Source organism: Pseudomonas sp. LY-1 (assembly GCF_053502595.1).
Genome location: NZ_CP094353.1, coordinates 1,705,299 through 1,729,252 on the forward strand (window position 1 = coordinate 1,705,299; position 23,954 = coordinate 1,729,252).

The 23,954-nt window shown below is 60.4% G+C and carries 20 protein-coding genes; 19 read left to right on the top strand and 1 reads right to left on the bottom strand.

The genetic code is table 11. From position 1 onward, the window contains the following. Nucleotides 1-4 precede the first annotated feature (4 nt). From uppS to ispD, 19 genes are all read left to right on the top strand, one after another. On the top strand, nucleotides 5-760 hold the full coding sequence (uppS, locus tag MOQ67_RS07735; RefSeq protein WP_017844743.1) for a polyprenyl diphosphate synthase: 756 nt from the start codon (nucleotides 5-7) through the stop codon (nucleotides 758-760). Further along, the gene (locus MOQ67_RS07740; RefSeq protein ID WP_126585663.1) at nucleotides 760-1,566 is read left to right on the top strand and encodes a phosphatidate cytidylyltransferase; all 807 of its coding nucleotides are present in this window, start codon (nucleotides 760-762) and stop codon (nucleotides 1,564-1,566) included. Before uppS ends, MOQ67_RS07740 begins: the two co-directional genes overlap by 1 nt. After that, the gene (ispC, locus tag MOQ67_RS07745; RefSeq protein ID WP_017844745.1) at nucleotides 1,563-2,753 is read left to right on the top strand and encodes a 1-deoxy-D-xylulose-5-phosphate reductoisomerase; all 1,191 of its coding nucleotides are present in this window, start codon (nucleotides 1,563-1,565) and stop codon (nucleotides 2,751-2,753) included. The genes MOQ67_RS07740 and ispC overlap by 4 nt, the downstream gene beginning before the upstream one ends. A gap of 53 nt (nucleotides 2,754-2,806) precedes the next feature. Next, nucleotides 2,807-4,159 (top strand): sigma E protease regulator RseP, encoded by a 1,353-nt coding sequence (rseP, locus tag MOQ67_RS07750; RefSeq protein WP_017844746.1) that lies wholly within the window; start codon nucleotides 2,807-2,809, stop codon nucleotides 4,157-4,159. Between the two features lie 74 nt (nucleotides 4,160-4,233). Continuing rightward, nucleotides 4,234-6,621: an outer membrane protein assembly factor BamA gene (gene bamA, locus MOQ67_RS07755; RefSeq protein ID WP_017844747.1), complete on the top strand. Its 2,388-nt coding sequence runs from the start codon at nucleotides 4,234-4,236 to the stop codon at nucleotides 6,619-6,621. Between the two features lie 44 nt (nucleotides 6,622-6,665). After that, nucleotides 6,666-7,169, top strand: coding sequence for an OmpH family outer membrane protein (locus MOQ67_RS07760; protein WP_003172279.1), 504 nt, complete (start codon nucleotides 6,666-6,668; stop codon nucleotides 7,167-7,169). Between the two features lie 3 nt (nucleotides 7,170-7,172). Continuing rightward, nucleotides 7,173-8,228 carry a UDP-3-O-(3-hydroxymyristoyl)glucosamine N-acyltransferase gene (gene lpxD, locus MOQ67_RS07765; RefSeq protein ID WP_017844748.1) on the top strand — a complete coding sequence of 352 codons (1,056 nt, stop codon included), beginning with the start codon at nucleotides 7,173-7,175 and terminating at the stop codon, nucleotides 8,226-8,228. 110 nt (nucleotides 8,229-8,338) lie between these two features. After that, on the top strand, nucleotides 8,339-8,779 hold the full coding sequence (fabZ, locus tag MOQ67_RS07770) for a 3-hydroxyacyl-ACP dehydratase FabZ (RefSeq protein ID WP_003172281.1): 441 nt from the start codon (nucleotides 8,339-8,341) through the stop codon (nucleotides 8,777-8,779). Then, nucleotides 8,776-9,552, top strand: coding sequence for an acyl-ACP--UDP-N-acetylglucosamine O-acyltransferase (gene lpxA / locus MOQ67_RS07775; RefSeq protein ID WP_046384462.1), 777 nt, complete (start codon nucleotides 8,776-8,778; stop codon nucleotides 9,550-9,552). The genes fabZ and lpxA overlap by 4 nt, the downstream gene beginning before the upstream one ends. Nucleotides 9,553-9,554: 2 nt before the next feature. Further along, complete coding sequence (gene lpxB / locus MOQ67_RS07780; protein WP_198717330.1) at nucleotides 9,555-10,694, top strand: lipid-A-disaccharide synthase; 1,140 nt, start codon at nucleotides 9,555-9,557, stop codon at nucleotides 10,692-10,694. Continuing rightward, nucleotides 10,691-11,323 carry a ribonuclease HII gene (gene rnhB / locus MOQ67_RS07785; protein ID WP_017844751.1) on the top strand — a complete coding sequence of 211 codons (633 nt, stop codon included), beginning with the start codon at nucleotides 10,691-10,693 and terminating at the stop codon, nucleotides 11,321-11,323. The genes lpxB and rnhB overlap by 4 nt, the downstream gene beginning before the upstream one ends. A 76-nt stretch (nucleotides 11,324-11,399) precedes the next feature. Then, entirely contained in the window at nucleotides 11,400-14,921 is a 3,522-nt protein-coding gene (dnaE, locus tag MOQ67_RS07790; protein ID WP_046384461.1) for a DNA polymerase III subunit alpha, read from the top strand. Between the two features lie 138 nt (nucleotides 14,922-15,059). After that, the gene (locus tag MOQ67_RS07795) at nucleotides 15,060-16,007 is read left to right on the top strand and encodes an acetyl-CoA carboxylase carboxyltransferase subunit alpha (protein WP_017844753.1); all 948 of its coding nucleotides are present in this window, start codon (nucleotides 15,060-15,062) and stop codon (nucleotides 16,005-16,007) included. Nucleotides 16,008-16,168: 161 nt separating this feature from the next. Beyond that, nucleotides 16,169-17,488, top strand: a complete 1,320-nt coding sequence (gene tilS, locus MOQ67_RS07800; protein WP_198717331.1) for a tRNA lysidine(34) synthetase TilS — start codon at nucleotides 16,169-16,171, stop codon at nucleotides 17,486-17,488. A gap of 273 nt (nucleotides 17,489-17,761) precedes the next feature. After that, nucleotides 17,762-19,393 carry a CTP synthase gene (locus MOQ67_RS07805; protein ID WP_026139768.1) on the top strand — a complete coding sequence of 544 codons (1,632 nt, stop codon included), beginning with the start codon at nucleotides 17,762-17,764 and terminating at the stop codon, nucleotides 19,391-19,393. 5 nt (nucleotides 19,394-19,398) lie between these two features. Next, on the top strand, nucleotides 19,399-20,244 hold the full coding sequence (gene kdsA, locus MOQ67_RS07810; protein WP_010563535.1) for a 3-deoxy-8-phosphooctulonate synthase: 846 nt from the start codon (nucleotides 19,399-19,401) through the stop codon (nucleotides 20,242-20,244). Between the two features lie 152 nt (nucleotides 20,245-20,396). Next, entirely contained in the window at nucleotides 20,397-21,686 is a 1,290-nt protein-coding gene (eno, locus tag MOQ67_RS07815) for a phosphopyruvate hydratase (protein ID WP_017844757.1), read from the top strand. Nucleotides 21,687-21,857: 171 nt separating this feature from the next. Then, nucleotides 21,858-22,136, top strand: a complete 279-nt coding sequence (ftsB, locus tag MOQ67_RS07820; protein ID WP_017844758.1) for a cell division protein FtsB — start codon at nucleotides 21,858-21,860, stop codon at nucleotides 22,134-22,136. Further along, nucleotides 22,133-22,840 (top strand): 2-C-methyl-D-erythritol 4-phosphate cytidylyltransferase, encoded by a 708-nt coding sequence (ispD, locus tag MOQ67_RS07825; protein ID WP_017844759.1) that lies wholly within the window; start codon nucleotides 22,133-22,135, stop codon nucleotides 22,838-22,840. The genes ftsB and ispD overlap by 4 nt, the downstream gene beginning before the upstream one ends. 111 nt (nucleotides 22,841-22,951) lie before the next feature. Here the strand turns inward: ispD and MOQ67_RS07830 are convergent, their stop codons facing one another. Beyond that, nucleotides 22,952-23,854 carry a LysR substrate-binding domain-containing protein gene (locus tag MOQ67_RS07830; RefSeq protein WP_017844760.1) on the bottom strand — a complete coding sequence of 301 codons (903 nt, stop codon included), beginning with the start codon at nucleotides 23,852-23,854 and terminating at the stop codon, nucleotides 22,952-22,954. Between the last annotated feature and the right edge of the window lie 100 nt (nucleotides 23,855-23,954).

Genomic DNA, 23,954 nt, shown 5'->3' on the forward strand with positions numbered 1-23,954 from the left:
TTTCATGGAAAAGACCAAGCAGACTGTGCCCTCCGTGGTGCCGCGCCATGTCGCGATCATCATGGATGGGAATAATCGCTGGGCGAAAAAACGCTTCCTACCTGGCGTCGCCGGGCACAAAGCGGGTGTCGATGCGGTACGGGCAGTGATCGAGGTATGCGCCGAGGCCAAGGTCGAAGTGTTGACCTTGTTCGCGTTTTCCAGTGAAAACTGGCAGCGCCCGGCCGAGGAAGTCAGTGCCTTGATGGATCTGTTCTTCAGGGCTCTGCGTCGTGAGGCCAAGCGCCTCAACGACAACAACATCACGCTGCGCATCATTGGTGATCGCTCGCGGTTCCACCCGGAGCTGCAAGCGGCCATGCGTGAGGCCGAAGCCATTACCGCCGGCAGTAACCGTTTTGTGCTGCAGATTGCCGCCAACTACGGTGGCCAGTGGGACATCGCCCAGGCTGCGCAACGGCTTGCCCGTGAAGTGCAGGCCGGCCACCTGCAGCCGGACGAGATCACGCCCGAACTGTTGCAGACCTGCCTGGTTACCGGCGACCTGCCGCTGCCGGACTTGTGCATCCGTACCGGTGGCGAGCACCGCATCAGTAATTTCCTGTTGTGGCAGTTGGCCTATACCGAGCTGTATTTCTCCGACCTGTTCTGGCCGGACTTCAAACACGATGCCATGCGTAAAGCGCTGGCCGATTTCGCTTCCCGTCAGCGTCGCTTCGGTAAAACGAGCGAGCAGATCGAAGCTGGAGCCCGGGTTTAATGCTTAAACAACGAATCATCACTGCACTGATCCTGCTGCCGATTGCCTTGTGTGGCTTTTTTCTGCTCGACGGATCCGGCTTTGCGCTGTTCATCGGCCTGGTCGTGACGCTCGGTGCCTGGGAATGGGCGCGTCTGGCCGGCTTCAGTGCGCAGTTGCCGCGGGTGGTGTATGCCGTCATCGTGGCGCTGTTGCTGTTCCTGATGTACATCCTCCCCGATCTCGCTCCTTGGGTGTTGGGTGCGGCGGTGCTGTGGTGGGCGTTGGCTACCTTCCTGGTGTTGACTTATCCGCGCACCAGCAGCCAGTGGTCCAGTGTTGCCTGCAAGCTGGTGATCGGCTTGTTGATTCTGCTGCCGGCCTGGCAAGGGCTGGTGGAGATCAAGCGTTTTCCGATCGGCAATGAGTTGATCCTGGCGGTGATGGTGTTGGTCTGGGGTGCCGATATCGGTGCCTACTTCTCCGGTCGGGCCTTCGGCAAGCGCAAGCTGGCGCCGGCGGTCAGCCCGGGCAAGAGCTGGGAGGGCGTGTACGGAGGCCTGGCCTTGACCTTGGTGATCACGCTCGTGGTTGGTGTTGTGCGTGGCTGGTCGGTGAAGGAGCTGTGCCTGGCCTTGCTGGGCGCGGCCATCGTCGTATTGATCTCGGTCGTGGGCGACCTCACCGAGAGCATGTTCAAGCGCCAGGCCGGGATCAAGGACAGCAGTAATCTGTTGCCGGGCCATGGCGGCGTGCTGGACCGTATCGACAGTCTGACCGCTGCGATCCCGATCTTTGCCGTGCTGTTGTGGATGGCTGCGTCGTGAGCCGCCTGCAACAGGTCACCGTGCTGGGTGCGACCGGCTCGGTAGGGTTGAGCGCCCTGGATGTGATCGCGCGCCACCCGGAACGCTATCAAGTTTTCGCATTGACCGGCTTCTCTCGCCTGACTGAGCTGCTGGCGTTGTGCGTGCGCCATGCGCCACGTTTTGCCGTCGTGCCTGGGGTCGCTGCCGCGCGAGGCTTGCAGGATGACCTGCGCGCCGCCGGCCTGGCCACTCAGGTGCTGGTGGGCGAGGAAGGGTTGTGCCAGGTGTCGGCCGATGCCGAGGTGGATGCCGTGGTGGCGGCCATCGTCGGCGCCGCTGGCTTGCGCCCGACCCTGGCCGCCGTCGATGCGGGCAAGAAGATCCTGCTGGCTAATAAAGAAGCGCTGGTCATGTCCGGCACGCTCTTTATGCAGGCGGTGCGCAAGAGCGGGGCGGTATTGCTGCCGCTCGACAGTGAGCACAACGCGATTTTCCAGTGCATGCCCGGCGATTTTGCCCGCGGCCTGAGCCAGGTCGGTGTACGCCGGATTTTGCTGACAGCATCCGGTGGGCCTTTTCGCAAAACTCCGCTGGCGGACCTGGAGCATGTGTCTCCGGATCAGGCGTGCGCCCATCCGAACTGGTCCATGGGGCGCAAGATCTCCGTGGATTCGGCCAGCATGATGAACAAGGGCCTGGAGTTGATCGAGGCCTGCTGGTTGTTCGATGCGCGGCCCGATCAGGTCGAGGTGGTGATTCATCCGCAAAGTGTGATCCATTCCCTGGTCGACTATGTGGATGGCTCGGTGCTGGCGCAGTTGGGTAACCCCGACATGCGAACGCCGATCGCCAATGCCCTGGCCTGGCCTGAGCGGATCGATTCCGGTGTTGCACCGTTGGACCTGTTCGCGATTGCACGCCTGGACTTCGAGGCGCCGGACGAGCAGCGCTTTCCATGCCTGCGCCTGGCGCGGCAAGCCGCGGAGGCGGGCAACAGCGCGCCGGCGATGCTCAATGCGGCTAACGAGGTGGCGGTGGCGGCGTTTCTCGAACAGCGCATCCGCTTTCCGCAGATCGCGAGTATCATCGAGGATGTTCTGAGTCTTGAGCCCGTGGTGGCTGTGAATGATCTGGGGGCAGTGTTCGAGGCGGATGCCAAGGCCCGTGCCCTGGCCGAACAATGGTTGAACCGCAACGCGCGTTAGTCTTTGGGCGTGTTTGCGTCTTCAGGCACTGGATTGGAATGCGGAGAAATTAGATGAGTGCGCTTTACATGATTGTCGGCACCCTGGTTGCTCTGGGTGTGCTGGTTACCTTCCACGAATTCGGCCACTTCTGGGTGGCGCGTCGTTGCGGCGTCAAGGTACTGCGCTTTTCCGTTGGTTTCGGCATGCCGTTGCTGCGTTGGCACGACCGCCGTGGCACCGAGTTCGTGATCGCGGCCATCCCCTTGGGCGGCTACGTCAAGATGCTCGATGAGCGCGAAGGCGAAGTGCCGGCGGATCAACTGGATCAGTCCTTCAATCGCAAGACCGTTCGTCAGCGCATCGCTATCGTCGCCGCCGGCCCGATCGCCAATTTCCTGTTGGCCATGGTGTTCTTCTGGTTCCTGGCCATGCTCGGCAGCGAACAGATACGTCCGGTGATCGGCGCGGTTGAAGCGGACAGCATGGCGGCGAAGGCGGGATTGGTCGCCGGGCAGGAAATTGTTTCCATTGATGGCGAACCAACTACCGGTTGGGGCGCGGTCAATTTGCAGTTGGTACGTCGCCTGGGCGAAAGCGGCACCGTCAAGGTGGTGGTGCGCGAGCAGGATTCTTCCGCCGAGACCCCGCGTGAACTGGCCCTCGACCATTGGCTCAAGGGGGCCGATGAGCCGGACCCGATCAAGTCCCTGGGTATTCGCCCATGGCGCCCGGCCTTGCCGCCGGTGCTCGCCGAGCTCGACCCGAAAGGCCCGGCCCAGGCCGCAGGTCTGAAAACCGGCGACCGCCTGCTGGCCCTTGATGGCCAGGCGCTGGGCGACTGGCAGCAAGTGGTCGACCTGGTGCGTGTACGGCCTGATACCAAAATTGTGCTGAAAGTTGAGCGCGATGGTGCTCAAATCGACGTCCCCGTGACCCTGGCGGTTCGCGGGGAGGCCAAGGCGGCCGGGGGTTACCTCGGTGCCGGCGTGAAAAGCCCGGAGTGGCCGCCGTCGATGATGCGCGAGGTCAGTTTCGGGCCGTTGGCGGCAATTGGCGAGGGTGCGAAACGCACTTGGACCATGAGCGTGCTGACTCTCGAATCGCTCAAGAAAATGTTGTTCGGCGAGCTCTCGGTAAAAAACTTGAGTGGGCCGATAACCATTGCTAAAGTGGCGGGCGCTTCTGCCCAGTCGGGTGTCGCGGATTTCCTGAATTTCCTGGCTTATCTGAGTATTAGCCTTGGGGTTCTGAATTTGTTGCCCATTCCAGTATTGGATGGGGGGCATCTGTTGTTTTATCTGGTCGAGTGGGTGCGTGGTCGCCCCTTGTCGGATCGGGTGCAGGGTTGGGGGATACAGATCGGTATCAGTTTGGTGGTCGGGGTGATGTTGTTAGCCTTGGTCAACGATCTGGGACGACTGTAACGCTTCGCTGAATTGCGAATCTGCCGCATTTTGCGGCAGTTTGTTTATTGCCAGTTGGAATAAGAAAGGACTTCATGAAACGTCTGCTGCTAACTGCGGTTCTCACCGTATTGATGATCGCCGAAGTTCACGCCGAGTCCTTCACTATCTCCGATATTCGCGTCAACGGCCTCCAGCGGGTTTCCGCGGGTAGCGTCTTTGGTGCCTTGCCGTTGAACGTCGGGGAACAGGCTGATGACCGTCGCCTGGTGGAATCCACTCGTGCGCTGTTCAAAACCGGGTTCTTTCAAGATATCCAACTGGGTCGCGAAGGTAACGTCCTGGTCATCACCGTCGTCGAGCGACCTTCCGTCGCCAGTATCGAGATCGAGGGTAACAAGGCGATCTCCACTGAAGACCTGATGAAGGGCCTCAAGCAATCCGGCCTGGCCGAGGGCGAGATCTTCCAGCGCGCCACCCTCGAGGGTGTGCGTAACGAGCTGCAACGCCAGTACGTTGCCCAGGGCCGCTACTCCGCGACCGTGGAAACGGAAGTGGTCCCGCAGCCTCGTAACCGTGTCGGCCTCAAGGTCAACATCAACGAAGGCACCGTGGCGGCCATTCAGCACATCAACGTGGTGGGCAACACCAAGTTCCCTGATGAAGACCTGATCGGCCTGTTCGAACTCAAGACCACCAACTGGCTGTCGTTCTTCAAGAACGACGACAAGTACGCCCGTGAAAAACTCTCCGGTGACCTGGAGCGCTTGCGTTCCTACTACCTGGACCGTGGCTATATCAACATGGATATCGCTTCGACCCAGGTGTCCATCACCCCTGACAAGAAGCACGTGTACATCACCGTCAACGTCAACGAGGGTGAGAAGTACAAGGTCCGCGACGTCAAGCTCAGCGGCGACTTGAAAGTGCCTGAAGACCAGGTCAAGGCCCTGTTGCTGGTGCAGAAAGACCAGGTGTTCTCGCGCAAGCTGATGACCACCACGTCCGAACTGATCACCCGTCGCCTGGGTAACGAAGGCTATACCTTCGCCAACGTCAACGGCGTGCCGACCCCGCACGATGACGACCACACCGTGGACATCACCTTCGTGGTCGACCCGGGCAAGCGTGCCTACGTGAACCGCATCAACTTCCGTGGCAACACCAAGTCTGCGGACGAAGTGCTGCGTCGTGAAATGCGTCAGATGGAAGGTGGCTGGGCGTCGACCTACCTGATCGACCAGTCCAAGACCCGTCTTGAACGTCTGGGCTTCTTCAAGGAAGTCAACGTCGAAACCCCGGCCGTACCGGGTGTGGACGACCAGGTTGACGTGAACTACGCCGTTGAAGAACAAGCCTCGGGCTCGATCACCGCCAGCGTCGGTTTCGCACAGAGTGCCGGCCTGATCCTTGGTGGTTCGATCACCCAGAACAACTTCCTCGGTACTGGTAACAAGGTTTCCATCGGCCTGACCCGCAGCGAATACCAGAGCCGCTATAACTTCGGTTATGTCGACCCCTACTGGACCGCTGACGGTGTGAGCCTGGGCTACAACGCCTTCTATCGCACCACCGACTACAAAGACCTCGACGTCAACGTTGCCAGCTATGCGATCGACAGCCTGGGTGCCGGCGTCAACATCGGTTACCCGATCAGTGAGACCTCGCGTCTGACCTTCGGCCTGACCGCGCAGCAGGATGAGATCAAGACCGGTGTGTACACCGTGGATGAGATCTTCGACTTCACCCGTCGCGAAGGCGACAAGTTCCTGAACTTCAAGGCGTCTGCCGGCTGGTCCGAGTCGACCCTGAACAAAGGCGTACTGGCCACCCGCGGTCACTCCCAGAGCGTGACCCTGGAAGCCACCACGCCGGGCAGCGACCTGTCGTTCTTCAAGCTCGACTACCGTGGCCAGCTGTTCCAGCCGCTGAGCGACAACTACACCATGCGCCTGCACACTGAATTGGGCTATGGCGACGGTTATGGTTCGACCAACGGCTTGCCGTTCTATGAAAACTACTATGCAGGTGGTTTCAACTCGGTTCGCGGCTTCAAGGACAGCACCTTGGGTCCTCGTGGTACCCCTAGCCGTGGCGCTGGCGTGACCGGTAACACCGGTACCGTGGCGGATACGGACACTAGCGCACTGCCATTCGGTGGTAACGTGCTGATCCAGGGTGGTGCCGAGATCCTGTTCCCACTGCCGTTCGTGAAAGATCAGCGGTCCCTGCGTACTTCGGTTTTCTGGGATGTGGGTAACGTATTCGACTCCAAGTGCGATCAGGTCACCAACCCGACTGGCGTGAAGTCCAATACCCAGTGTAACGAAGTAAGCCTCAGCAACCTGGCGAGCTCCGTAGGTGTTGGCGTGACGTGGGTGACTGCGCTTGGTCCGTTGAGCTTTGCTCTGGCTATGCCAGTCAAGAAACCGGATAACGCTGAAACCCAGATTTTCCAATTCTCCCTCGGCCAGACGTTCTAAGCGTCTGACCCAAGATAACGACAACGGATCTGTAGGAGTACATCGTGCGTAAGTTGACTCAATTGGTTCTGCTGGCCACTGTGCTGGTAACCACCCCGGCCTTCGCCGAGATGAAAATCGCCGTCCTGAACTATCAGATGGCCCTGCTGGAATCCGACGCGGCCAAGAAGTACGCGGTGGATGCCGAGAAGAAGTTTGGTCCGCAACTGACCAAGCTCAAAACGTTGGAAAGCAGTGCCAAGGGCATCCAGGATCGTCTGGTAGCCGGTGGCGACAAGATGCAGCAAGGCGAGCGCGAGCGCCTGGAGCTTGAATTCAAGCAAAAGGCCCGTGACTACCAGTTCCAGTCCAAGGAACTGAACGAAGCCAAGGCTGTTGCCGACCGCGAAATGCTCAAGCAGCTCAAGCCGAAACTCGACAGCGCTGTGGAAGAAGTCATCAAGAAAGGTGCCTTTGACCTGGTGTTCGAGCGCGGCGCCGTGATTGACGTCAAGCCTCAATACGACATCACCCGCCAGGTGATCGAGCGCATGAACCAGCTGAAGTAAGCCATGACCGCGACTATCAAGCTCGGCGAGTTGGCCGAGTTCCTGGGAGCCACCTTGCGTGGTTCCCCGGAGAAAGAAATCACTGGGCTAGCCACCTTGCAGGAGGCTGGCCCATCTCAGTTGAGCTTCCTCGCAAATCCCCAATACCGTAAATACCTGGCCGATAGCCAAGCCGCAGCCCTGCTGCTGAAGGCTGCTGACGCCGAGGGTTACGCCGGGGATGCGCTGGTGGTGCCTGATCCGTACCTCGCTTATGCGCGGGTATCCCACCTGTTCGATCCGAAACCCAAGGCGGCTGGAGGGATCCACCCGACGGCGGTGATCGCCGATGATGCCCAGGTTGATCCTGCGGCGAGCATTGGCGCCTTTGCCGTGATCGAAAGTGGCGCGCGCATTGGCGCCGGTGTCACCGTGGGCGCTCAGTGCTTTATCGGCGCACGCTGTGAAATCGGTGCCGATGGCTGGCTGGCGCCCCGCGTGACCCTGTACCACGATGTGCGTATCGGGCAGCGGGTGGTCATTCAGTCGGGCGCGGTGATCGGTGGCGAAGGCTTCGGTTTTGCCAATTCGAAAGGCGTTTGGCACAAGATTGCCCAGGTCGGCGGCGTATTGATCGGCGACGATGTGGAAATCGGCGTCAATACCGCTGTTGATCGCGGGGCTTTGGCCGATACCGTGATCGGCAATGGCGTGAAGCTCGATAACCAGATCCAGATTGCCCACAACGTACAGATTGGCGATCACACCGCCATGGCGGCCTGCGTAGGCATATCCGGCAGCACCAAGATCGGCAAGCATTGCATGCTCGCCGGTGGCGTAGGGCTGGTTGGGCACATCGATATTTGCGACAACGTCTTCATCACCGGCATGACCATGGTCACCCACTCGATTACCGAGCCCGGTGCCTATTCGTCCGGTACCGCCATGCAGCCTGCGGCTGAATGGCGCAAGAGTGCAGCGCGTTTGAGGCACATCGACGACATGGCTCGACGTCTCAAACAGCTGGAAAAGCGTGTTGGGGACGTGACCCCTGGCGGTAATGCTTCATCAGAAGGCTGATACCATTTCCATATCAAGTGTGCACAGCCGCTAGACTGCCTCCTTGATTTGCTAGCGGGGCGTGCGTTTAGTCGCCCGCCCCCAATCTTTATTACAGGCTTCCCCCCGAAATGATGGACATCAACGAGATTCGCGAATACCTGCCTCACCGTTACCCGTTCCTGCTGGTGGACCGTGTAGTGGACCTCAATGTTGAGGAAAAGCGCATTCGTGCCTACAAGAATGTCAGCATCAACGAACCGTTCTTCAATGGTCACTTTCCCGCGCATCCGATCATGCCGGGCGTGTTGATCATCGAAGCAATGGCCCAGGCTGCCGGTATCCTTGGTTTCAAAATGCTCGACCTCAAGCCTGCCGACGGCACGCTTTATTATTTCGTGGGCTCCGACAAGTTGCGTTTCCGCAACCCGGTCACCCCGGGTGACCAGTTGATCCTGGAAGCCAAGTTCATCAGCTGCAAGCGCCAGATCTGGAAGTTCGAATGCCAGGCCTCGGTGGATGGCAAGCCAGTGTGCTCCGCCGAAATCATCTGCGCGGAACGCAAACTATGAGTTTGATTGACCCTCGCGCAATCATCGATCCGTCGGCCGTACTGGCCGCCGACGTTGAGGTCGGCCCTTGGTCGATCGTCGGCGCAGGTGTGGAAATCGGCGAGGGGACTGTCATCGGGCCGCACGTGATCCTCAAGGGACCGACCCGCATTGGCAGGCACAATCGCATCTATCAGTTTTCCTCGATAGGCGAAGACACCCCCGACATGAAGTACAAGGGGGAAGAAACACGCCTGGTAATCGGTGATCACAACATCATTCGTGAAGGCGTGACCATTCACCGTGGCACCGTGCAAGACCGTGCCGAGACCACGTTGGGTGATCACAACCTGGTCATGGCTTACGCGCATATCGGCCACGACAGTGTGATCGGCAACCACTGCATCCTGGTCAACAACACCGCGTTGGCAGGCCATGTACACGTTGACGATTGGGCGATCCTGTCCGGTTTCACCCTGGTGCATCAGTACTGCCACATCGGCGCCCATAGTTTTTCCGGCATGGGCACGGCTATCGGCAAGGATGTCCCGGCGTTCGTCACGGTGTTCGGCAACCCTGCCGAAGCCCGCAGCATGAACTTCGAAGGCATGCGCCGTCGTGGTTTCAGCGACGATGCGATCCACGCCCTGCGTCGCGCCTACAAGGTGGTTTACCGCCAGGGCCTGACGGTTGAGCAGGCATTGGCTGAACTGACCGAGCCGGCAATGTTGTTCCCGGAAGTCGCGGTGTTCCGTGACTCGATCCAGGCGTCGACCCGCGGCATCACGCGCTGATCATGGCCAATCTGCGTATCGCATTGGTCGCCGGGGAAGCTTCCGGCGATATCCTGGGCGCGGGGCTGATGCGGGCGCTCAAGGCCCAGCATCCGGCGGTCGAGTTCATTGGCGTGGGCGGCCCGTTGATGCAGGCCGAGGGCCTCACCTCCTACTTCCCCATGGAGCGCTTGTCGGTCATGGGGTTGGTGGAAGTGCTGGGCCGTCTGCGTGAGCTGCTGGCACGGCGCAAGCTGCTGATTCAGACCCTGATCCAAGAAAAACCTGACGTGTTCATCGGAATCGACGCGCCGGATTTCACCCTCAATATCGAACTCAAGTTGCGTCAGGCCGGGATCAAGACCGTGCATTACGTCAGCCCGTCCGTGTGGGCGTGGCGGCAGAAGCGCGTGCTGAAGATCCGCGAAGGCTGTGATTTGATGCTGACCTTGCTGCCGTTCGAAGCCCGTTTCTACGAAGAGAAGGGCGTGCCGGTGCGGTTTGTCGGGCACACGTTGGCCGACACCATCCCGCTGCACGCCGATCGTGCTACGGCGCGTGCCGAACTGGGCTTGCCCGACGGCCCGCTGGTCGCGCTGATGCCGGGCAGTCGGGGTGGCGAAGTGGGCCGCCTGGGCGCGCTGTTTTTTGATGCCGCCGAGCGCCTGCTGATCATGAAGCCTGGCGTGCGCTTTGTGCTGCCGTGTGCGAGCCCGCAACGTCGCGCACAGATCGAAACCTTGCTGCAAGGGCGCAACCTGCCGTTGACCCTGCTCGATGGTCAGTCGCACCTGGCCCTGGCGGCGTGCGACGCGGTGCTGATCGCCTCGGGTACCGCGACCCTGGAGGCGTTGCTGTACAAGCGTCCGATGGTCGTGGCTTACCGCCTGGCGCCGCTGACCTTCTGGATTCTCAAGCGCATGGTTAAAAGCCCCTACATCTCCTTGCCCAATCTGCTGGCCCAGCGCCTGTTGGTGCCGGAATTGTTGCAGGACGATGCAACGCCCGCAGCCCTGGCGCAGACGCTACTCCCCTTGATCGACGGCGGCGAAGAGCAGACCCGCGGCTTTGACGAGATCCACCGCACCCTGCGGCGCGATGCGTCAAACCAGGCGGCGGATGCCGTGTTGACCTTGATCGGCCATAAACAGGAAGCCCTATGACGACGCAAATGGGGCTGGATTTCAGCCTGGTCGCGCAAGCCCACGAACTGGTGGCCGGCGTGGATGAAGTCGGGCGCGGCCCGCTCTGTGGTGCCGTGGTGACGGCGGCGGTGATTCTTGATCCGAATCGGCCGATCCTCGGCCTCAACGACTCGAAGAAACTCACCGAAGCGCGTCGGGAAAAACTCTTCGACGAGATCTGTGAGAAAGCCCTGAGCTGGCATATCGCCCGGGCCGAAGTCGAAGAGATCGACGAGTTGAATATCCTCCACGCCACCATGCTTGCCATGCAGCGCGCCGTCGAGGGCCTGCATATCACCCCGAAACTGGCGATGATCGATGGCAATCGCTGCCCGAAACTGGCGATGCCGGCTGAAGCGGTGGTCAAGGGTGATAGCAAGGTGCCTGCCATCGCGGCCGCCTCGATTCTGGCCAAGGTCAGCCGTGACCGTGAAATGGCTGCGTTCGAATTGATCTACCCCGGCTACGGCATTGCGGGCCATAAAGGCTACCCGACGCCCGTTCATCTGGAAGCGCTGGCCCGTCTCGGCCCGACGCCGATCCACCGCCGCTCGTTCGCCCCGGTGCGCCTGGCTTACGAACAGCGCGAGAGCCTCAGCGAGGTTTAGTCGCGAGGCTGATGTTTTTGCCCAGGCCCGGTACAATCCCGGGCCTTGTTGTTTCTACGTTTAAGACAGGATCACTATGCCGGCTTCATTCGTTCACCTACGCCTGCACACTGAATACTCCCTGGTTGACGGCCTGGTACGGATCAAACCGCTGGTCAAAACCCTGGTGGGCATGAACATGCCTGCCGTCGCGGTCACCGATCAGAACAACATGTGTTCCCTGGTCAAGTTCTACAAGAACGCCATGGGCGCCGGCATCAAGCCGATCTGCGGCGCCGACCTGTGGCTGTCGAACAAAGACCCGGATAACCCTCTGAGCCGCATCAGCCTGTTGGCGATGAACGGCGTCGGTTATCGCAACCTCACCGAACTGATTTCCCGTGGCTTCATCGACGGCCAGCGCAACGGCGCGGTGATCATCGAGCGTGAGTGGGTGGCCGAGGCCAGCGAGGGCGTGATCATGCTCTCGGCGGCCAAAGAGGGTGAGATCGGGATCGCGCTGCTGGGCGGCAACCCGCAGGAAGCCGAAGTGCTGGCCCGCGAGTGGATGGCTGTGTTCCCTGACCGCTTCTACCTGGAAGTCCAGCGCACCAACCGCCCCAACGATGAAGAACATCTGCACGCCGCCGTGGCCCTGGCCGACAAGCTGGGCGCGCCGCTGGTGGCGACCAACGATGTGCGCTTCATCAAGAAAGAAGATTTCGAAGCCCACGAAACCCGCGTGTGCATCGGCGAAGGCCGGGCCCTGGATGACCCGCGCCGCTCGAAAAACTACAGCGAAGAGCAATACCTCAAAAGCGCCGAGGAAATGGCCGAGCTGTTCAGCGACCTGCCCGAGGCCCTGGAAAACTCCGTCGAGATCGCCAAGCGCTGCAATATCGAAGTGAAGCTGGGCAAGCACTTCCTGCCCAACTTCCCGATTCCCGAAGGCATGACCATCGATGAGTATTTCCGCAAGGTATCGTTCGATGGCCTGGAGGAACGCCTCTCGGTCCTGCTGCCCAAGGACACCACCGAAGATTACGAAGCCAAGCGTCAGGTCTACGTCGACCGGCTGAATTTCGAGCTGGATATCATCATCCAGATGGGGTTCCCCGGTTACTTCCTGATCGTGATGGACTTTATCCAGTGGGCCAAGAGTAACGGCGTGCCGGTCGGTCCAGGCCGGGGCTCGGGTGCCGGCTCGCTGGTTGCCTATGTGCAGAAGATCACCGACCTCGACCCGCTGGAATATGACCTGCTGTTCGAACGCTTCCTTAACCCGGAACGGGTCTCCATGCCCGACTTCGACGTCGACTTCTGCATGGACGGTCGCGACCGCGTGATCGAATACGTGGCCGATAAGTATGGCCGCAACGCCGTGAGCCAGATCATCACGTTCGGTTCCATGGCGGCCAAGGCGGTAATCCGCGACGTGGCCCGGGTGCAGGGCAAGTCCTACGGGCTGGCGGATCGCCTGTCGAAGATGATCCCGTTCGAAGTCGGCATGACCCTGGAAAAGGCCTACGAGCAGGAAGAAATCCTGCGCGACTTCATCAAGGTCGACGAAGAAGCCGCCGAAATCTGGGAGATGGCGCGCAAGCTCGAAGGCGTGGTACGTAACGTCGGTAAACACGCCGGTGGCGTGGTGATCGCGCCGACCAAGCTCACCGACTTTTCGCCGATCTATTGCGACGAAGAAGGCGATGGCCTGGTGACCCAATTCGACAAGGACGACGTGGAGGCGGCCGGCCTGGTGAAGTTCGACTTCCTCGGCCTGCGGACTCTGACGATCATCGACTGGGCGCTCAAGACGATCAACCGCGACCGTGCCAAGGTCGGCGAAGCACCGCTGGACATCGCGTTTATCCCGCTGGATGACAAGCCGACCTACAGCCTGCTGCAAAAAGCCGAAACCACGGCGGTGTTCCAGCTGGAATCCCGCGGCATGAAAGAGCTGATCAAAAAGCTCAAGCCCGACTGCCTGGAAGACTTGATCGCACTGGTCGCCCTGTTCCGTCCGGGCCCGCTGCAATCGGGCATGGTGGATGACTTCATCAACCGTAAGCACGGTCGCGCCGAACTGGCCTACCCGCACTCGGACTACCAATACGAAGGCCTCAAGCCGGTACTGGCACCGACCTACGGCATCATCCTGTACCAGGAACAGGTGATGCAGATCGCCCAGGTCATGGCCGGTTACACCCTCGGTGGTGCGGACATGCTGCGTCGCGCCATGGGTAAGAAAAAGCCCGAGGAAATGGCCAAGCAGCGCGGCGGTTTCATCGAGGGTTGCGCCACCAACAATATCGACGCCGACCTTGCCGGTAACATTTTCGACCTGGTGGAAAAATTCGCCGGTTATGGCTTCAACAAATCCCACTCCGCTGCCTACGGCCTGGTGTCGTACCAGACCGCCTGGCTGAAGGCCCACTACCCGGCGCCGTTCATGGCCGCGGTACTCTCGGCGGATATGCACAACACCGACAAGGTCGTGACCTTGATCGAGGAAGTGCGAACCATGAAGCTGCGCCTCGACGCGCCGGACGTGAACGCCTCGGAGTTCAAGTTCACCGTGAACGACGAAGGCCGCATCATCTATGGCCTGGGGGCGATCAAGGGGGTGGGCGAGGGCCCGGTGGAAGCGATCACCGAGGCGCGCCAAAACGGCCCGTTCAAGGATCTGTTCGATTTCTGCGCGCGGGTCGACCTCAAGCGCATCAACAAACGCACCCTCGATGGCTTGATCCGCAGCGGCGCCCTCGACCGTCTCGGCCCGTATTTCCATGATGAGCCGAAGGCCTACCAGGCGAATATCGACCGCAATCGCGCGGTGCTGCTGACCGCCATGGAAGAAGCGATCAAGGCCGCCGAACAGACCGCCCGCACCCACGACAGCGGTCACGCCGACCTGTTTGGCGGGTTGTTCGTCGAAGAAGACGCGGATGTCTACGCCAACCATCGCAAGGCCAAGGAACTGACCCTCAAGGAACGCCTCAAAGGTGAGAAAGACACCCTGGGCCTGTACCTGACCGGTCACCCGATTGACGAATACGAAGGGGAAATCCGTCGTTTCGCCCGTCAGCGCATCATCGACCTGAAACCGGCGCGCGACACCCAGACCGTCGCCGGCATGATCATCGCCCTGCGGGTGATGAAAAACAAAAAGGGCGACAAGATGGGCTTTATCACCCTCGACGACCGCTCCGGCCGGATCGAGGCGTCGCTGTTTGCCGATGCGTTCCATTCGGCGCAGTCGCTGTTGCAGACCGACGCCATGGTGGTGGTGGAAGGGGAGGTCAGCAACGACGACTTCTCCGGCGGCCTGCGCCTGCGGATCAAGCGCGTGATGAGCATGGAAGACGCGCGCACCAACCTGGCCGAAAGCCTGCGCTTGAAGGTCAAGACCGAGGCGCTCAAGGGCGATCAGCTGCGCTGGTTGGGGGACTTGCTCAAACGCCACCGTGGCGCATGCCCGGTGACCATGGAATACACCGGTAACGACGCCAAGGCCATGCTGCAGTTCGGCGAGACCTGGCGAATTGATCCCGCTGATGGCTTGATTCAAGCATTGCGTGACCAGTTCGGTCGTGACAACGTCTTCCTCCAATACCGTTGACGATCAGGTGATGGCAAATAGCCTGATCTCGACCAAACATTTAATCTCGACCTAGACGCGCCTCTCCCTTAAGGTAGGGCGCGAATAGACAACCGGCTGGCCAGGCACTCCTTGGCCGTCGACCCAAGACGGACGCTTATGAACCCGAATTTTCTTGATTTCGAACAGCCGATCGCTGACCTGCAAGCCAAGATCGAAGAACTGCGCCTGGTCGGCAATGACAACTCGCTGAATATCGGCGATGAAATCGCTCGCCTGCAAGACAAGAGCAGCTCGCTCACCGAAGACATCTTCGGCAAGTTGACCAGCTGGCAGATCGCGCGCCTGGCCCGCCATCCGCGCCGTCCGTACACCCTGGACTACATTCAGCACATCTTCACCGAGTTCGACGAGCTGCACGGCGACCGCCACTTCTCCGACGACGCGGCCATCGTGGGCGGTATCGCTCGCCTGGACGACCAGCCGGTGATGGTGATCGGTCACCAGAAAGGCCGTGAAGTGCGCGAGAAAGTCCGCCGTAACTTCGGCATGCCGCGTCCGGAAGGCTACCGCAAGGCTTGTCGCCTGATGGAAATGGCCGAGCGCTTCAAAATGCCGATCCTGACGTTCATCGACACCCCGGGCGCGTACCCGGGTATCGACGCCGAAGAACGCAACCAGAGCGAAGCGATCGCCTGGAACCTGCGCGTCATGTCCCGCCTGAAAACCCCGATCATTGCCACCGTGATTGGTGAAGGTGGTTCCGGCGGTGCGTTGGCCATTGGTGTCTGCGACCAATTGAACATGCTGCAATATTCGACCTACGCGGTGATCTCGCCGGAAGGTTGCGCTTCGATCCTGTGGAAAACCGCCGAGAAAGCGCCGGACGCTGCCGAAGCGATGGGCATCACCGCCGATCGTCTCAAGGGCCTGGGGATCGTGGATAAAGTCATCGCCGAACCATTGGGCGGCGCCCACCGCGACCCGGCCGCCGCTGCCGCGACCATCCGTGCCGAACTGGGTTCGCAACTGGCGATGCTCAAGAAGCTGGATACCGAAGCACTGTTGGCCCGGCGTTACGAGCGCCTGATGAGCTACGGTCTCTAAACCGCAGCCGTAAAAAATGTGGGAGGGGGCTTGCTCCCGATTGCTGAGTGTCAGTCAATGCATCTGATGACTGACCCGCCGCTATCGGGAGCAAGCCCCCTCCCACATTTGCTTTGTGTATGCTTGGCCAACGTATTCCAGGTTTGCGGCGGTAACATCTGATGAAACCATTACTTTCCGCCAAACTCCTGCAAACCCTGGCCCCCTGGCGCAACGCTCCGGCCTGGCATATCGCTTTTTCCGGCGGGCTTGATTCCACCGTCCTGCTGCACCTCCTGGCAAATCTCGCCAAAACTGAGAAGCTTCCTGCGCTCGGCGCTGTTCATGTCCACCATGGCCTGCAAGCTGCAGCCGATGCCTGGCCCGCTCATTGTCAGTCGGTCTGTGACGCCCTTGGCGTACCCTTGAAGGTGATGCGCGTGCAGGTGCGGGCTGGCGCAAGCCTGGAGCGCGCGGCCCGTGATGCGCGCTATCAGGCATTCAGTGAGGTGGTCGGGGCAGGGGAAGTGTTGCTCATCGGCCAGCACCGCGACGATCAGGCCGAAACCTTGCTGTTTCGTCTGTTGCGCGGCGCGGGGGTGCAAGGGTTGGCGGCCATGCCGATGCAGCGTGCGCTGGCGGGCGGTCATCTGCTGCGGCCGTTGCTGCGCAGTTCACGCGCGCAGCTGCAGGCCTACGCCGAGGAGCACCAGTTGACGTGGATCGAAGACCCTTCCAACGCCGATCCCCGCTTTTCGCGCAATTACCTGCGCCATCGTGTATTCCCGCGGCTGACCGAGCGCTGGCCCCAGGCCGTGGCCAACCTGGCCCGCGCCGCTGAACATTTGAGCGAAGCCCAAGGCCTGTTGGACGAGTTGGCGCACATCGACCTGCAAGCCGCCGAGCAGCCTTCGCCTTTTCCGTGGCTGCCCTTGCCGTCCTTGGCCCTGGCGCCGTTGTGTGAGCTTTCCGACGCGCGTCAACGCAACGCCCTGCGCCATTGGCTGAGCCCGCTGACGCGTTTACCCGACAGCGACCACTGGGCCGGCTGGCATTCCCTGCGCGACGCCAAGCTCGATGCACAACCCCTGTGGCGCTTGGCCAACGGCGATCTGCACCGTTGCGGCGAGCGCATCTGGTGGCTGCCCTCCGGTTGGTCGGAGTTTTCCGACGCATCGGTGAGCTGGGCGCAGCCGCAAAACCCGCTAGAGTTACCGGGTAATGGCCAACTCCGGTTGATCGGTCGGGTTCCCGAGGGCGTGTTGCAGGTTCGCTATCGCCAGGGCGGCGAAATCATCGACATTCCGGGGCGCGGTCGGCGCGATTTGAAGCGTCTGCTCAACGAAAGTGGGCTGCCGGGTTTTGTCCGTGGCAGATTGCCGCTGCTGTATCGGGGCGAGCAATTGCTGGCTGCGCCCAGCCTTGCAGGGCTTTGGAAGACGTCGAATGACGGCTGGCAATTACATTGGATGCCACAGACCTGCGATCAAGGTTTGAGCTGATAGCGCCTTTCCGGTAGACTACGCTCCCTTCTTGATACAACTTCTGTGGATTCGCCTGAATCGCAGCAGTTGCCGATTACCAAGCAGTCTTTGCTGGGCGATTCCAAAAAATGTGTAGCGATCAACGTACCGGTGTTTCATTGCTGGTCTGTCACCACGCGGCGGTTTTTTTGAAAGGTGCACTGTGATTAATGCAGGTGATCGGGGGCTTCGGCCTTCCTTCGCTTTCCCCGGCGGCTCGGACCGCTTTAACGCAGACTTCTAGGGTTTTTCATGACGCGCTACATATTCGTCACGGGCGGTGTTGTTTCTTCATTGGGGAAAGGCATTGCCTCCGCTTCATTGGCGGCCATCCTGGAGGCGCGGGGACTTAAGGTCACCATGCTCAAGCTGGACCCGTACATCAACGTTGACCCGGGCACCATGAGCCCGTTCCAGCACGGTGAAGTGTTCGTCACCCACGACGGCGCCGAGACCGACCTGGACCTGGGCCACTACGAGCGGTTCATCCGCACGACCATGACCCAGAACAACAACTTCACCACCGGCCGTGTCTACGAACACGTGCTGCGCAAGGAGCGTCGTGGTGACTACCTGGGTGCAACCATCCAGGTGATCCCGCACATCACCGACGAAATCAAGCGCCGCATCATCAAGGGCGCGGGCGATGCCGACGTGGCGATGGTCGAGATCGGTGGCACCGTGGGTGACATCGAATCCCAACCGTTCCTCGAAGCCATCCGCCAGTTGCGTTTCGAAGTCGGCGCCAAGCGCGCGATGCTGATGCACCTGACACTGGTGCCCTACATCGCCACCGCCGGCGAAACCAAAACCAAGCCAACCCAGCACTCGGTCAAGGAACTGCGTTCCATCGGCCTGCAGCCGGACGTGCTGGTGTGCCGTTCCGATCACCCGATCGATATTTCCTCGCGTCGCAAGATCGCGCAGTTCACCAACGTTGAAGAGCGTGCGGTGATTGCCCTGGAAGACGCCGACACCATCTACAAGATCCCGGGCATCCTGCATTCCCAGGGCCTGGACGATTTTGTGGTCGAGCGTTTCGGCCTGCAATGCGGCGGCGCGGATCTGTCCGAGTGGGAAGCCGTGGTCGACGCCAAGCTCAACCCTGAGCATGAAGTCACCATCGCCATGGTCGGCAAGTACATGGAGCTTTTGGACGCGTACAAGTCGCTGATCGAAGCGATGAGCCACGCCGGCATCAGCAACCGTACCAAGGTCAACCTGCGCTATATCGATTCCGAAGACATCGAGAACCAAGGCACCGCGCTGCTCGAAGGCGTCGACGCGATCCTCGTTCCAGGCGGTTTCGGCCTGCGTGGCGTGGAAGGCAAGATCACCGCCGTGCAGTACGCTCGTGAGCACAAGGTGCCGTACCTGGGGATCTGCCTGGGCATGCAAGTGGCCGTTATCGAGTTCGCTCGTAACGTGCTGGGTTGGAAAGACGCCAACTCCACCGAGTTCGATCATTCCAGCGGCCACCCGGTCGTGGGCCTGATCACCGAGTGGGAAGACGCCACCGGCGCCGTTGAAACCCGTACCGAATCGTCCGACCTGGGCGGCACCATGCGCCTCGGCGCGCAAGACTGCCTGCTGGAGCCGGGTTCGCTGGTTCACGACTGCTACGGCAAGGACGTGATCGTCGAGCGTCACCGTCACCGCTACGAAGTGAACAACAACCTGCTGCCGCAGATCAAAGCAGCCGGCCTGAAAGTCTCCGGTCGCTCCGGTGACGGCAAGTTGGTCGAAGTGGTCGAGGCGCCGGATCATCCATGGTTCGTGGCCTGCCAGTTCCACCCTGAGTTCACCTCGACGCCGCGCGACGGTCACCCGTTGTTCAGCGGTTTCGTTAAAGCAGCACTGACGCAACATCAGAAGAAGGCGTGAAGCTGATGGCCCAGAAGATCATTCGCGTAGGCGACATCGAGATTGCCAACGACAAGCCCATGGTGCTGTTCGGCGGCATGAACGTGCTGGAAAGCCGCGACATGGCGATGCAGGTCTGTGAAGAGTACGTCAAGGTTACCCAGAAACTGGGTATCCCTTATGTGTTCAAGGCCAGCTTCGACAAGGCCAACCGTTCGTCCGTGACGTCCTATCGCGGCCCGGGCCTTGAAGAAGGCATGCGGATCTTCCAGGACATCAAGCAAGCCTTCGGCGTGCCGATCATCACCGACGTCCACGAGCCTGAACAGGCTGCCGTGGTCGCCGAAGTGTGCGACATCATCCAGTTGCCGGCCTTCCTGTCGCGCCAGACCGACCTCGTGGTCGCCATGGCCAAGACCGGTGCGGTGATCAATATCAAGAAAGCCCAGTTCCTCGCGCCCCAGGAAATGAAGCACATCCTGAACAAGTGCGTGGAAGCGGGTAACGACCAGTTGATCCTCTGCGAGCGCGGTTCGAGCTTCGGCTACAACAACCTCGTGGTGGACATGCTCGGTTTCGGCATCATGAAACAGTTTGAATACCCGGTGTTCTTCGACGTGACTCACGCCTTGCAAATGCCGGGTGGCCGCGCCGATTCCGCTGGCGGGCGTCGTGCCCAGGTATTGGACCTGGCCAAGGCCGGCATCAGCCAGTCCCTGGCCGGCCTGTTCCTGGAAGCCCACCCGGACCCGGACAACGCCAAATGCGATGGTCCTTGCGCCCTGCGCCTGGACAAACTGGAGCCATTCCTGGCCCAGCTCAAGCAGTTGGACGAGCTGGTCAAGAGTTTTCCGACGGTAGAGACCGCGTAAGCGCCATTTCTCCGTGCAGGAGCCGAGCTTGCTCGCGATGAGGCCCGAGAGGGCACTATTACTGGCAAGTTTGTTCCAAATATTGCAATGTGCGCGACAAGTTAAATCGAGCGGTATAGAGCGTTTTCGTCAACTTTGGAGTGTTTACAACAATGGCAAAAATCGTCGACATCAAAGGTCGTGAAGTTCTCGACTCCCGTGGCAACCCCACCGTCGAAGCCGACGTGCTTCTCGATAACGGCATCATCGGCAGCGCTTGCGCGCCGTCCGGTGCTTCCACAGGTTCCCGCGAAGCGCTGGAACTGCGTGATGGCGACAAGAGCCGTTACCTGGGCAAGGGTGTCCTCAAGGCGGTAGCCAACATCAACGGTCCGATTCGTGACCTGTTGCTGGGCAAAGACCCGCTGGACCAGAAAGCCCTGGACCACGCGATGATCAAGCTCGACGGCACTGAAAACAAAGGCAGCCTGGGGGCCAACGCCATCCTCGCCGTGTCCCTGGCCGCCGCCAAGGCCGCCGCGCAGGACCAGGACCTGCCGCTGTACGCCCACATCGCCAACCTCAACGGCACTCCGGGTGTGTACTCGATGCCGGTGCCGATGATGAACATCATCAACGGCGGCGAGCACGCCGATAACAACGTCGACATCCAGGAATTCATGGTGCAGCCGGTTGGCGCCAAGACCTTCTCCGAAGGCCTGCGCATGGGCACCGAGATTTTCCATCACCTCAAGGCTGTGCTGAAGGCCCGTGGCCTGAGCACCGCCGTGGGTGACGAAGGTGGTTTCGCGCCGAACCTGGCGTCCAACGAAGATGCACTGAAAGTCATCTCCGAAGCCGTGGCCAACGCCGGTTACACCCTGGGCACCGACGTGACCCTGGCCCTGGACTGCGCCGCCAGCGAATTCTACGAAGACGGTAAGTACAACCTGTCCGGCGAAGGCCAGGTGTTCAACTCCGAAGGGTTTGCCGAGTACCTCAAGGGCCTGACCCAGCGCTACCCGATCATCTCGATCGAAGACGGCCTGGACGAGTCCGACTGGGACGGCTGGAAAATCCTCACCGACAAGATCGGTGAAAAAATCCAGCTGGTGGGCGACGACCTGTTCGTGACCAACACCAAGATCCTGAAAGAAGGCATCGACAAGAAGATCGCCAACTCGATCCTGATCAAGTTCAACCAGATCGGCACCCTGACCGAAACCCTGGAAGCCATCCAGATGGCCAAGGCCGCGGGCTACACCGCCGTGATCTCGCACCGCTCCGGCGAAACCGAAGACTCGACCATTGCCGACCTGGCCGTGGGCACGTCGGCGGGCCAGATCAAGACCGGCTCGCTGTGCCGTTCCGATCGCGTGTCCAAGTACAACCAATTGCTGCGTATCGAAGAGCAACTGGCGGGTAAAGCCAAGTACAACGGTCGCAGCGAGTTTCGCGGCTGATCAGTAAATGGTAAAAAGTCGGCAGATTGTGTCGGAAAAATCACGAGAGTGTGAAATTCGACGCTAATCTGATGACGATCAAGCACAAGCCTGGGTCTTCCAGGCTTCGTGCTATCCGTTGCTGCAAAAGTTTTGTATGGCGGTCTTTTTTCACTGGATACCCGATATTCGATGCGCAGTCCCAATTGGTTGTTCCTCGTCTTGCTCTTGTTGCTGGCTGGCCTGCAGTACCGCCTATGGGTGGGTAATGGCAGCTTTGCGCAGGTAAAAGACCTGACCCAGCAAATTGCCGACCAGCACGCCGAAAACGAACGCCTGCTGGAGCGCAATCGCGTTCTCGATGCCGAGGTGCTTGAGTTGAAAAAGGGCATGGAGACCGTCGAAGAGCGGGCTCGCCATGAATTGGGCATGGTCAAGGAGGGCGAAACCCTCTACCAGTTGGCCCAATGAATCACCGTTTGCCGGCCTTCTGGGCCGTGATTCCTGCCGCGGGCATCGGTGCCCGTATGGCTGCGGACCGTCCCAAGCAGTACTTGCAACTGGGCGGGCGCACTATTCTCGAACACAGCCTTGGCTGTTTTCTCGACCACCCCTCGCTCAAGGGCCTGGTGGTCAGTCTTGCTGTTGATGACCCTTACTGGCCTCACCTCGCGTGTGCCGCTGACCCGCGTATCCAGCGGGCGGACGGTGGCTCGGAGCGTTCGGGCTCGGTACTCAATGCGTTGCTGCAGCTCAATGCCCTGGGCGCCAGCGATGATGATTGGGTCTTGGTGCATGATGCGGCGCGGCCTAACCTGAGTCGTGACGATCTCGACAAACTGCTCGCCGAACTCGCGGACGATCCGGTGGGCGGCCTGCTGGCTGTGCCGGCCCGCGATACCCTCAAGCGTGTAGACAAGCATGGTCGCGTCATCGAGACCGTTGACCGCAGCCTGATCTGGCAAGCCTACACACCGCAGATGTTCCGCTTGGGCGCGTTGCATCGCGCATTGGCCGACAGCCTGGTGGCCGATGCGGTGATCACCGACGAAGCCTCGGCCATGGAATGGTCAGGCCAGGCGCCGCGCCTGATCGAAGGACGCTCGGACAATATCAAGGTGACCCGGCCCGAGGACCTGGAATGGCTGCGACTACGCTGGGCCAATCGGCTGTAGGAGCGAGCTTGCTCGCGAAAAACGTCAACGATAACGCGGACAATCTGGATTGAAGCGGCGCTCTCAAGTTTTTCGCGAGCAAGCTCGCTCCTACATAAACGATAAACGCCATCAATGCTCAGTACCGTACTCCGGCCGTTCGGCCAACCCTGCCTTTAAATAATCCACCAGCTTCCTGACCTTCGGCGACAAATGCCGCTGCTGCGGATACAACGCCCACACCGCCGTATTCGGCGGCTGATGCGCTTCCAGTAACGACACCAGCGCGCCACTGTGCAAATGCTCGAGCACGTAATAGTCCGGTAACTGACACAAGCCCACCCCTTGCAACGCCGCGTCCAACACCGCTTGCCCACTGTTGCAGCGCCAGTTGCCCTGCACCCTTTGGGAAAATTCGCGCCCGTCCTGGGCCAGTTGCCAGATGTCCGAGCTGCCGATCAGGCAGTTGTGCCGACTCAATTCCGACAAACTGTGCGGCCGCCCATACCGCGCCAGGTAGGACGGCGACGCGCACAAGTACATGCGGCGCGGCGCCAGGCGGCTGGCGACCATGCGCGAGTCTTGCAGGCGTCCCAGGCGAATCGCCAGGTCGAGGCCTTCGTGTACCAAGTCCAACTGACGATTGCTCAGTTCGATGTCCACCCGCAGTTGCGGGTAAAGCCCCATGAACCGCGTCACCAGCGGCACGATGAATCGTTCGCCATACGCCACGGCGCAGGTCATGCGCAGCATGCCCTTGGGCTCGCTGGCGAGGTCGCCGACGGCGCGCAGGGCTTCTTCGCGGCCATCCTGCAGGCGCTGGCAGTGTTGCAGAAAGGTCTGGCCGGCTTCGGTCAGGGTCACCTTGCGCGTACTGCGATACAGCAAGCGCGTTTGCAGCCGTTCTTCCAGGCGAGCCACTTGCCGGCTGATGTGCGACGAAGACACCCCAAGGCGTTCCGCCGCCGCGGTGAATTGGCTGCATTCAGCGACGGCGACGAACTCATCGATGCCTTCCCAGCGGTTTTCCAGCATGGCGATTATCCCTGTACAGCAATAAAGTTTTGCTTTTGCCTGGATTATTAATCAGCTGGGCATGTTTTACACTCGCCGTCTTAGTTTTTAACTCCCAGGA

What these genes read in the sequence shown, in the direction of transcription:
- uppS (WP_017844743.1), top strand. Translation starts at nt 5, where the DNA reads ATGGAAAAGACCAAGCAGACTGTGCCCTCCGTGGTGCCGCGCCATGTC.
- MOQ67_RS07740 (WP_126585663.1), top strand. Translation starts at nt 760, where the DNA reads ATGCTTAAACAACGAATCATCACTGCACTGATCCTGCTGCCGATTGCC.
- rseP (WP_017844746.1), top strand. Translation starts at nt 2,807, where the DNA reads ATGAGTGCGCTTTACATGATTGTCGGCACCCTGGTTGCTCTGGGTGTG.
- bamA (WP_017844747.1), top strand. Translation starts at nt 4,234, where the DNA reads ATGAAACGTCTGCTGCTAACTGCGGTTCTCACCGTATTGATGATCGCC.
- lpxD (WP_017844748.1), top strand. Translation starts at nt 7,173, where the DNA reads ATGACCGCGACTATCAAGCTCGGCGAGTTGGCCGAGTTCCTGGGAGCC.
- fabZ (WP_003172281.1), top strand. Translation starts at nt 8,339, where the DNA reads ATGATGGACATCAACGAGATTCGCGAATACCTGCCTCACCGTTACCCG.
- lpxA (WP_046384462.1), top strand. Translation starts at nt 8,776, where the DNA reads ATGAGTTTGATTGACCCTCGCGCAATCATCGATCCGTCGGCCGTACTG.
- lpxB (WP_198717330.1), top strand. Translation starts at nt 9,555, where the DNA reads ATGGCCAATCTGCGTATCGCATTGGTCGCCGGGGAAGCTTCCGGCGAT.
- rnhB (WP_017844751.1), top strand. Translation starts at nt 10,691, where the DNA reads ATGACGACGCAAATGGGGCTGGATTTCAGCCTGGTCGCGCAAGCCCAC.
- dnaE (WP_046384461.1), top strand. Translation starts at nt 11,400, where the DNA reads ATGCCGGCTTCATTCGTTCACCTACGCCTGCACACTGAATACTCCCTG.
- MOQ67_RS07795 (WP_017844753.1), top strand. Translation starts at nt 15,060, where the DNA reads ATGAACCCGAATTTTCTTGATTTCGAACAGCCGATCGCTGACCTGCAA.
- tilS (WP_198717331.1), top strand. Translation starts at nt 16,169, where the DNA reads ATGAAACCATTACTTTCCGCCAAACTCCTGCAAACCCTGGCCCCCTGG.
- MOQ67_RS07805 (WP_026139768.1), top strand. Translation starts at nt 17,762, where the DNA reads ATGACGCGCTACATATTCGTCACGGGCGGTGTTGTTTCTTCATTGGGG.
- kdsA (WP_010563535.1), top strand. Translation starts at nt 19,399, where the DNA reads ATGGCCCAGAAGATCATTCGCGTAGGCGACATCGAGATTGCCAACGAC.
- eno (WP_017844757.1), top strand. Translation starts at nt 20,397, where the DNA reads ATGGCAAAAATCGTCGACATCAAAGGTCGTGAAGTTCTCGACTCCCGT.
- ftsB (WP_017844758.1), top strand. Translation starts at nt 21,858, where the DNA reads ATGCGCAGTCCCAATTGGTTGTTCCTCGTCTTGCTCTTGTTGCTGGCT.
- ispD (WP_017844759.1), top strand. Translation starts at nt 22,133, where the DNA reads ATGAATCACCGTTTGCCGGCCTTCTGGGCCGTGATTCCTGCCGCGGGC.
- MOQ67_RS07830 (WP_017844760.1), bottom strand. Translation starts at nt 23,854, where the DNA reads ATGCTGGAAAACCGCTGGGAAGGCATCGATGAGTTCGTCGCCGTCGCT.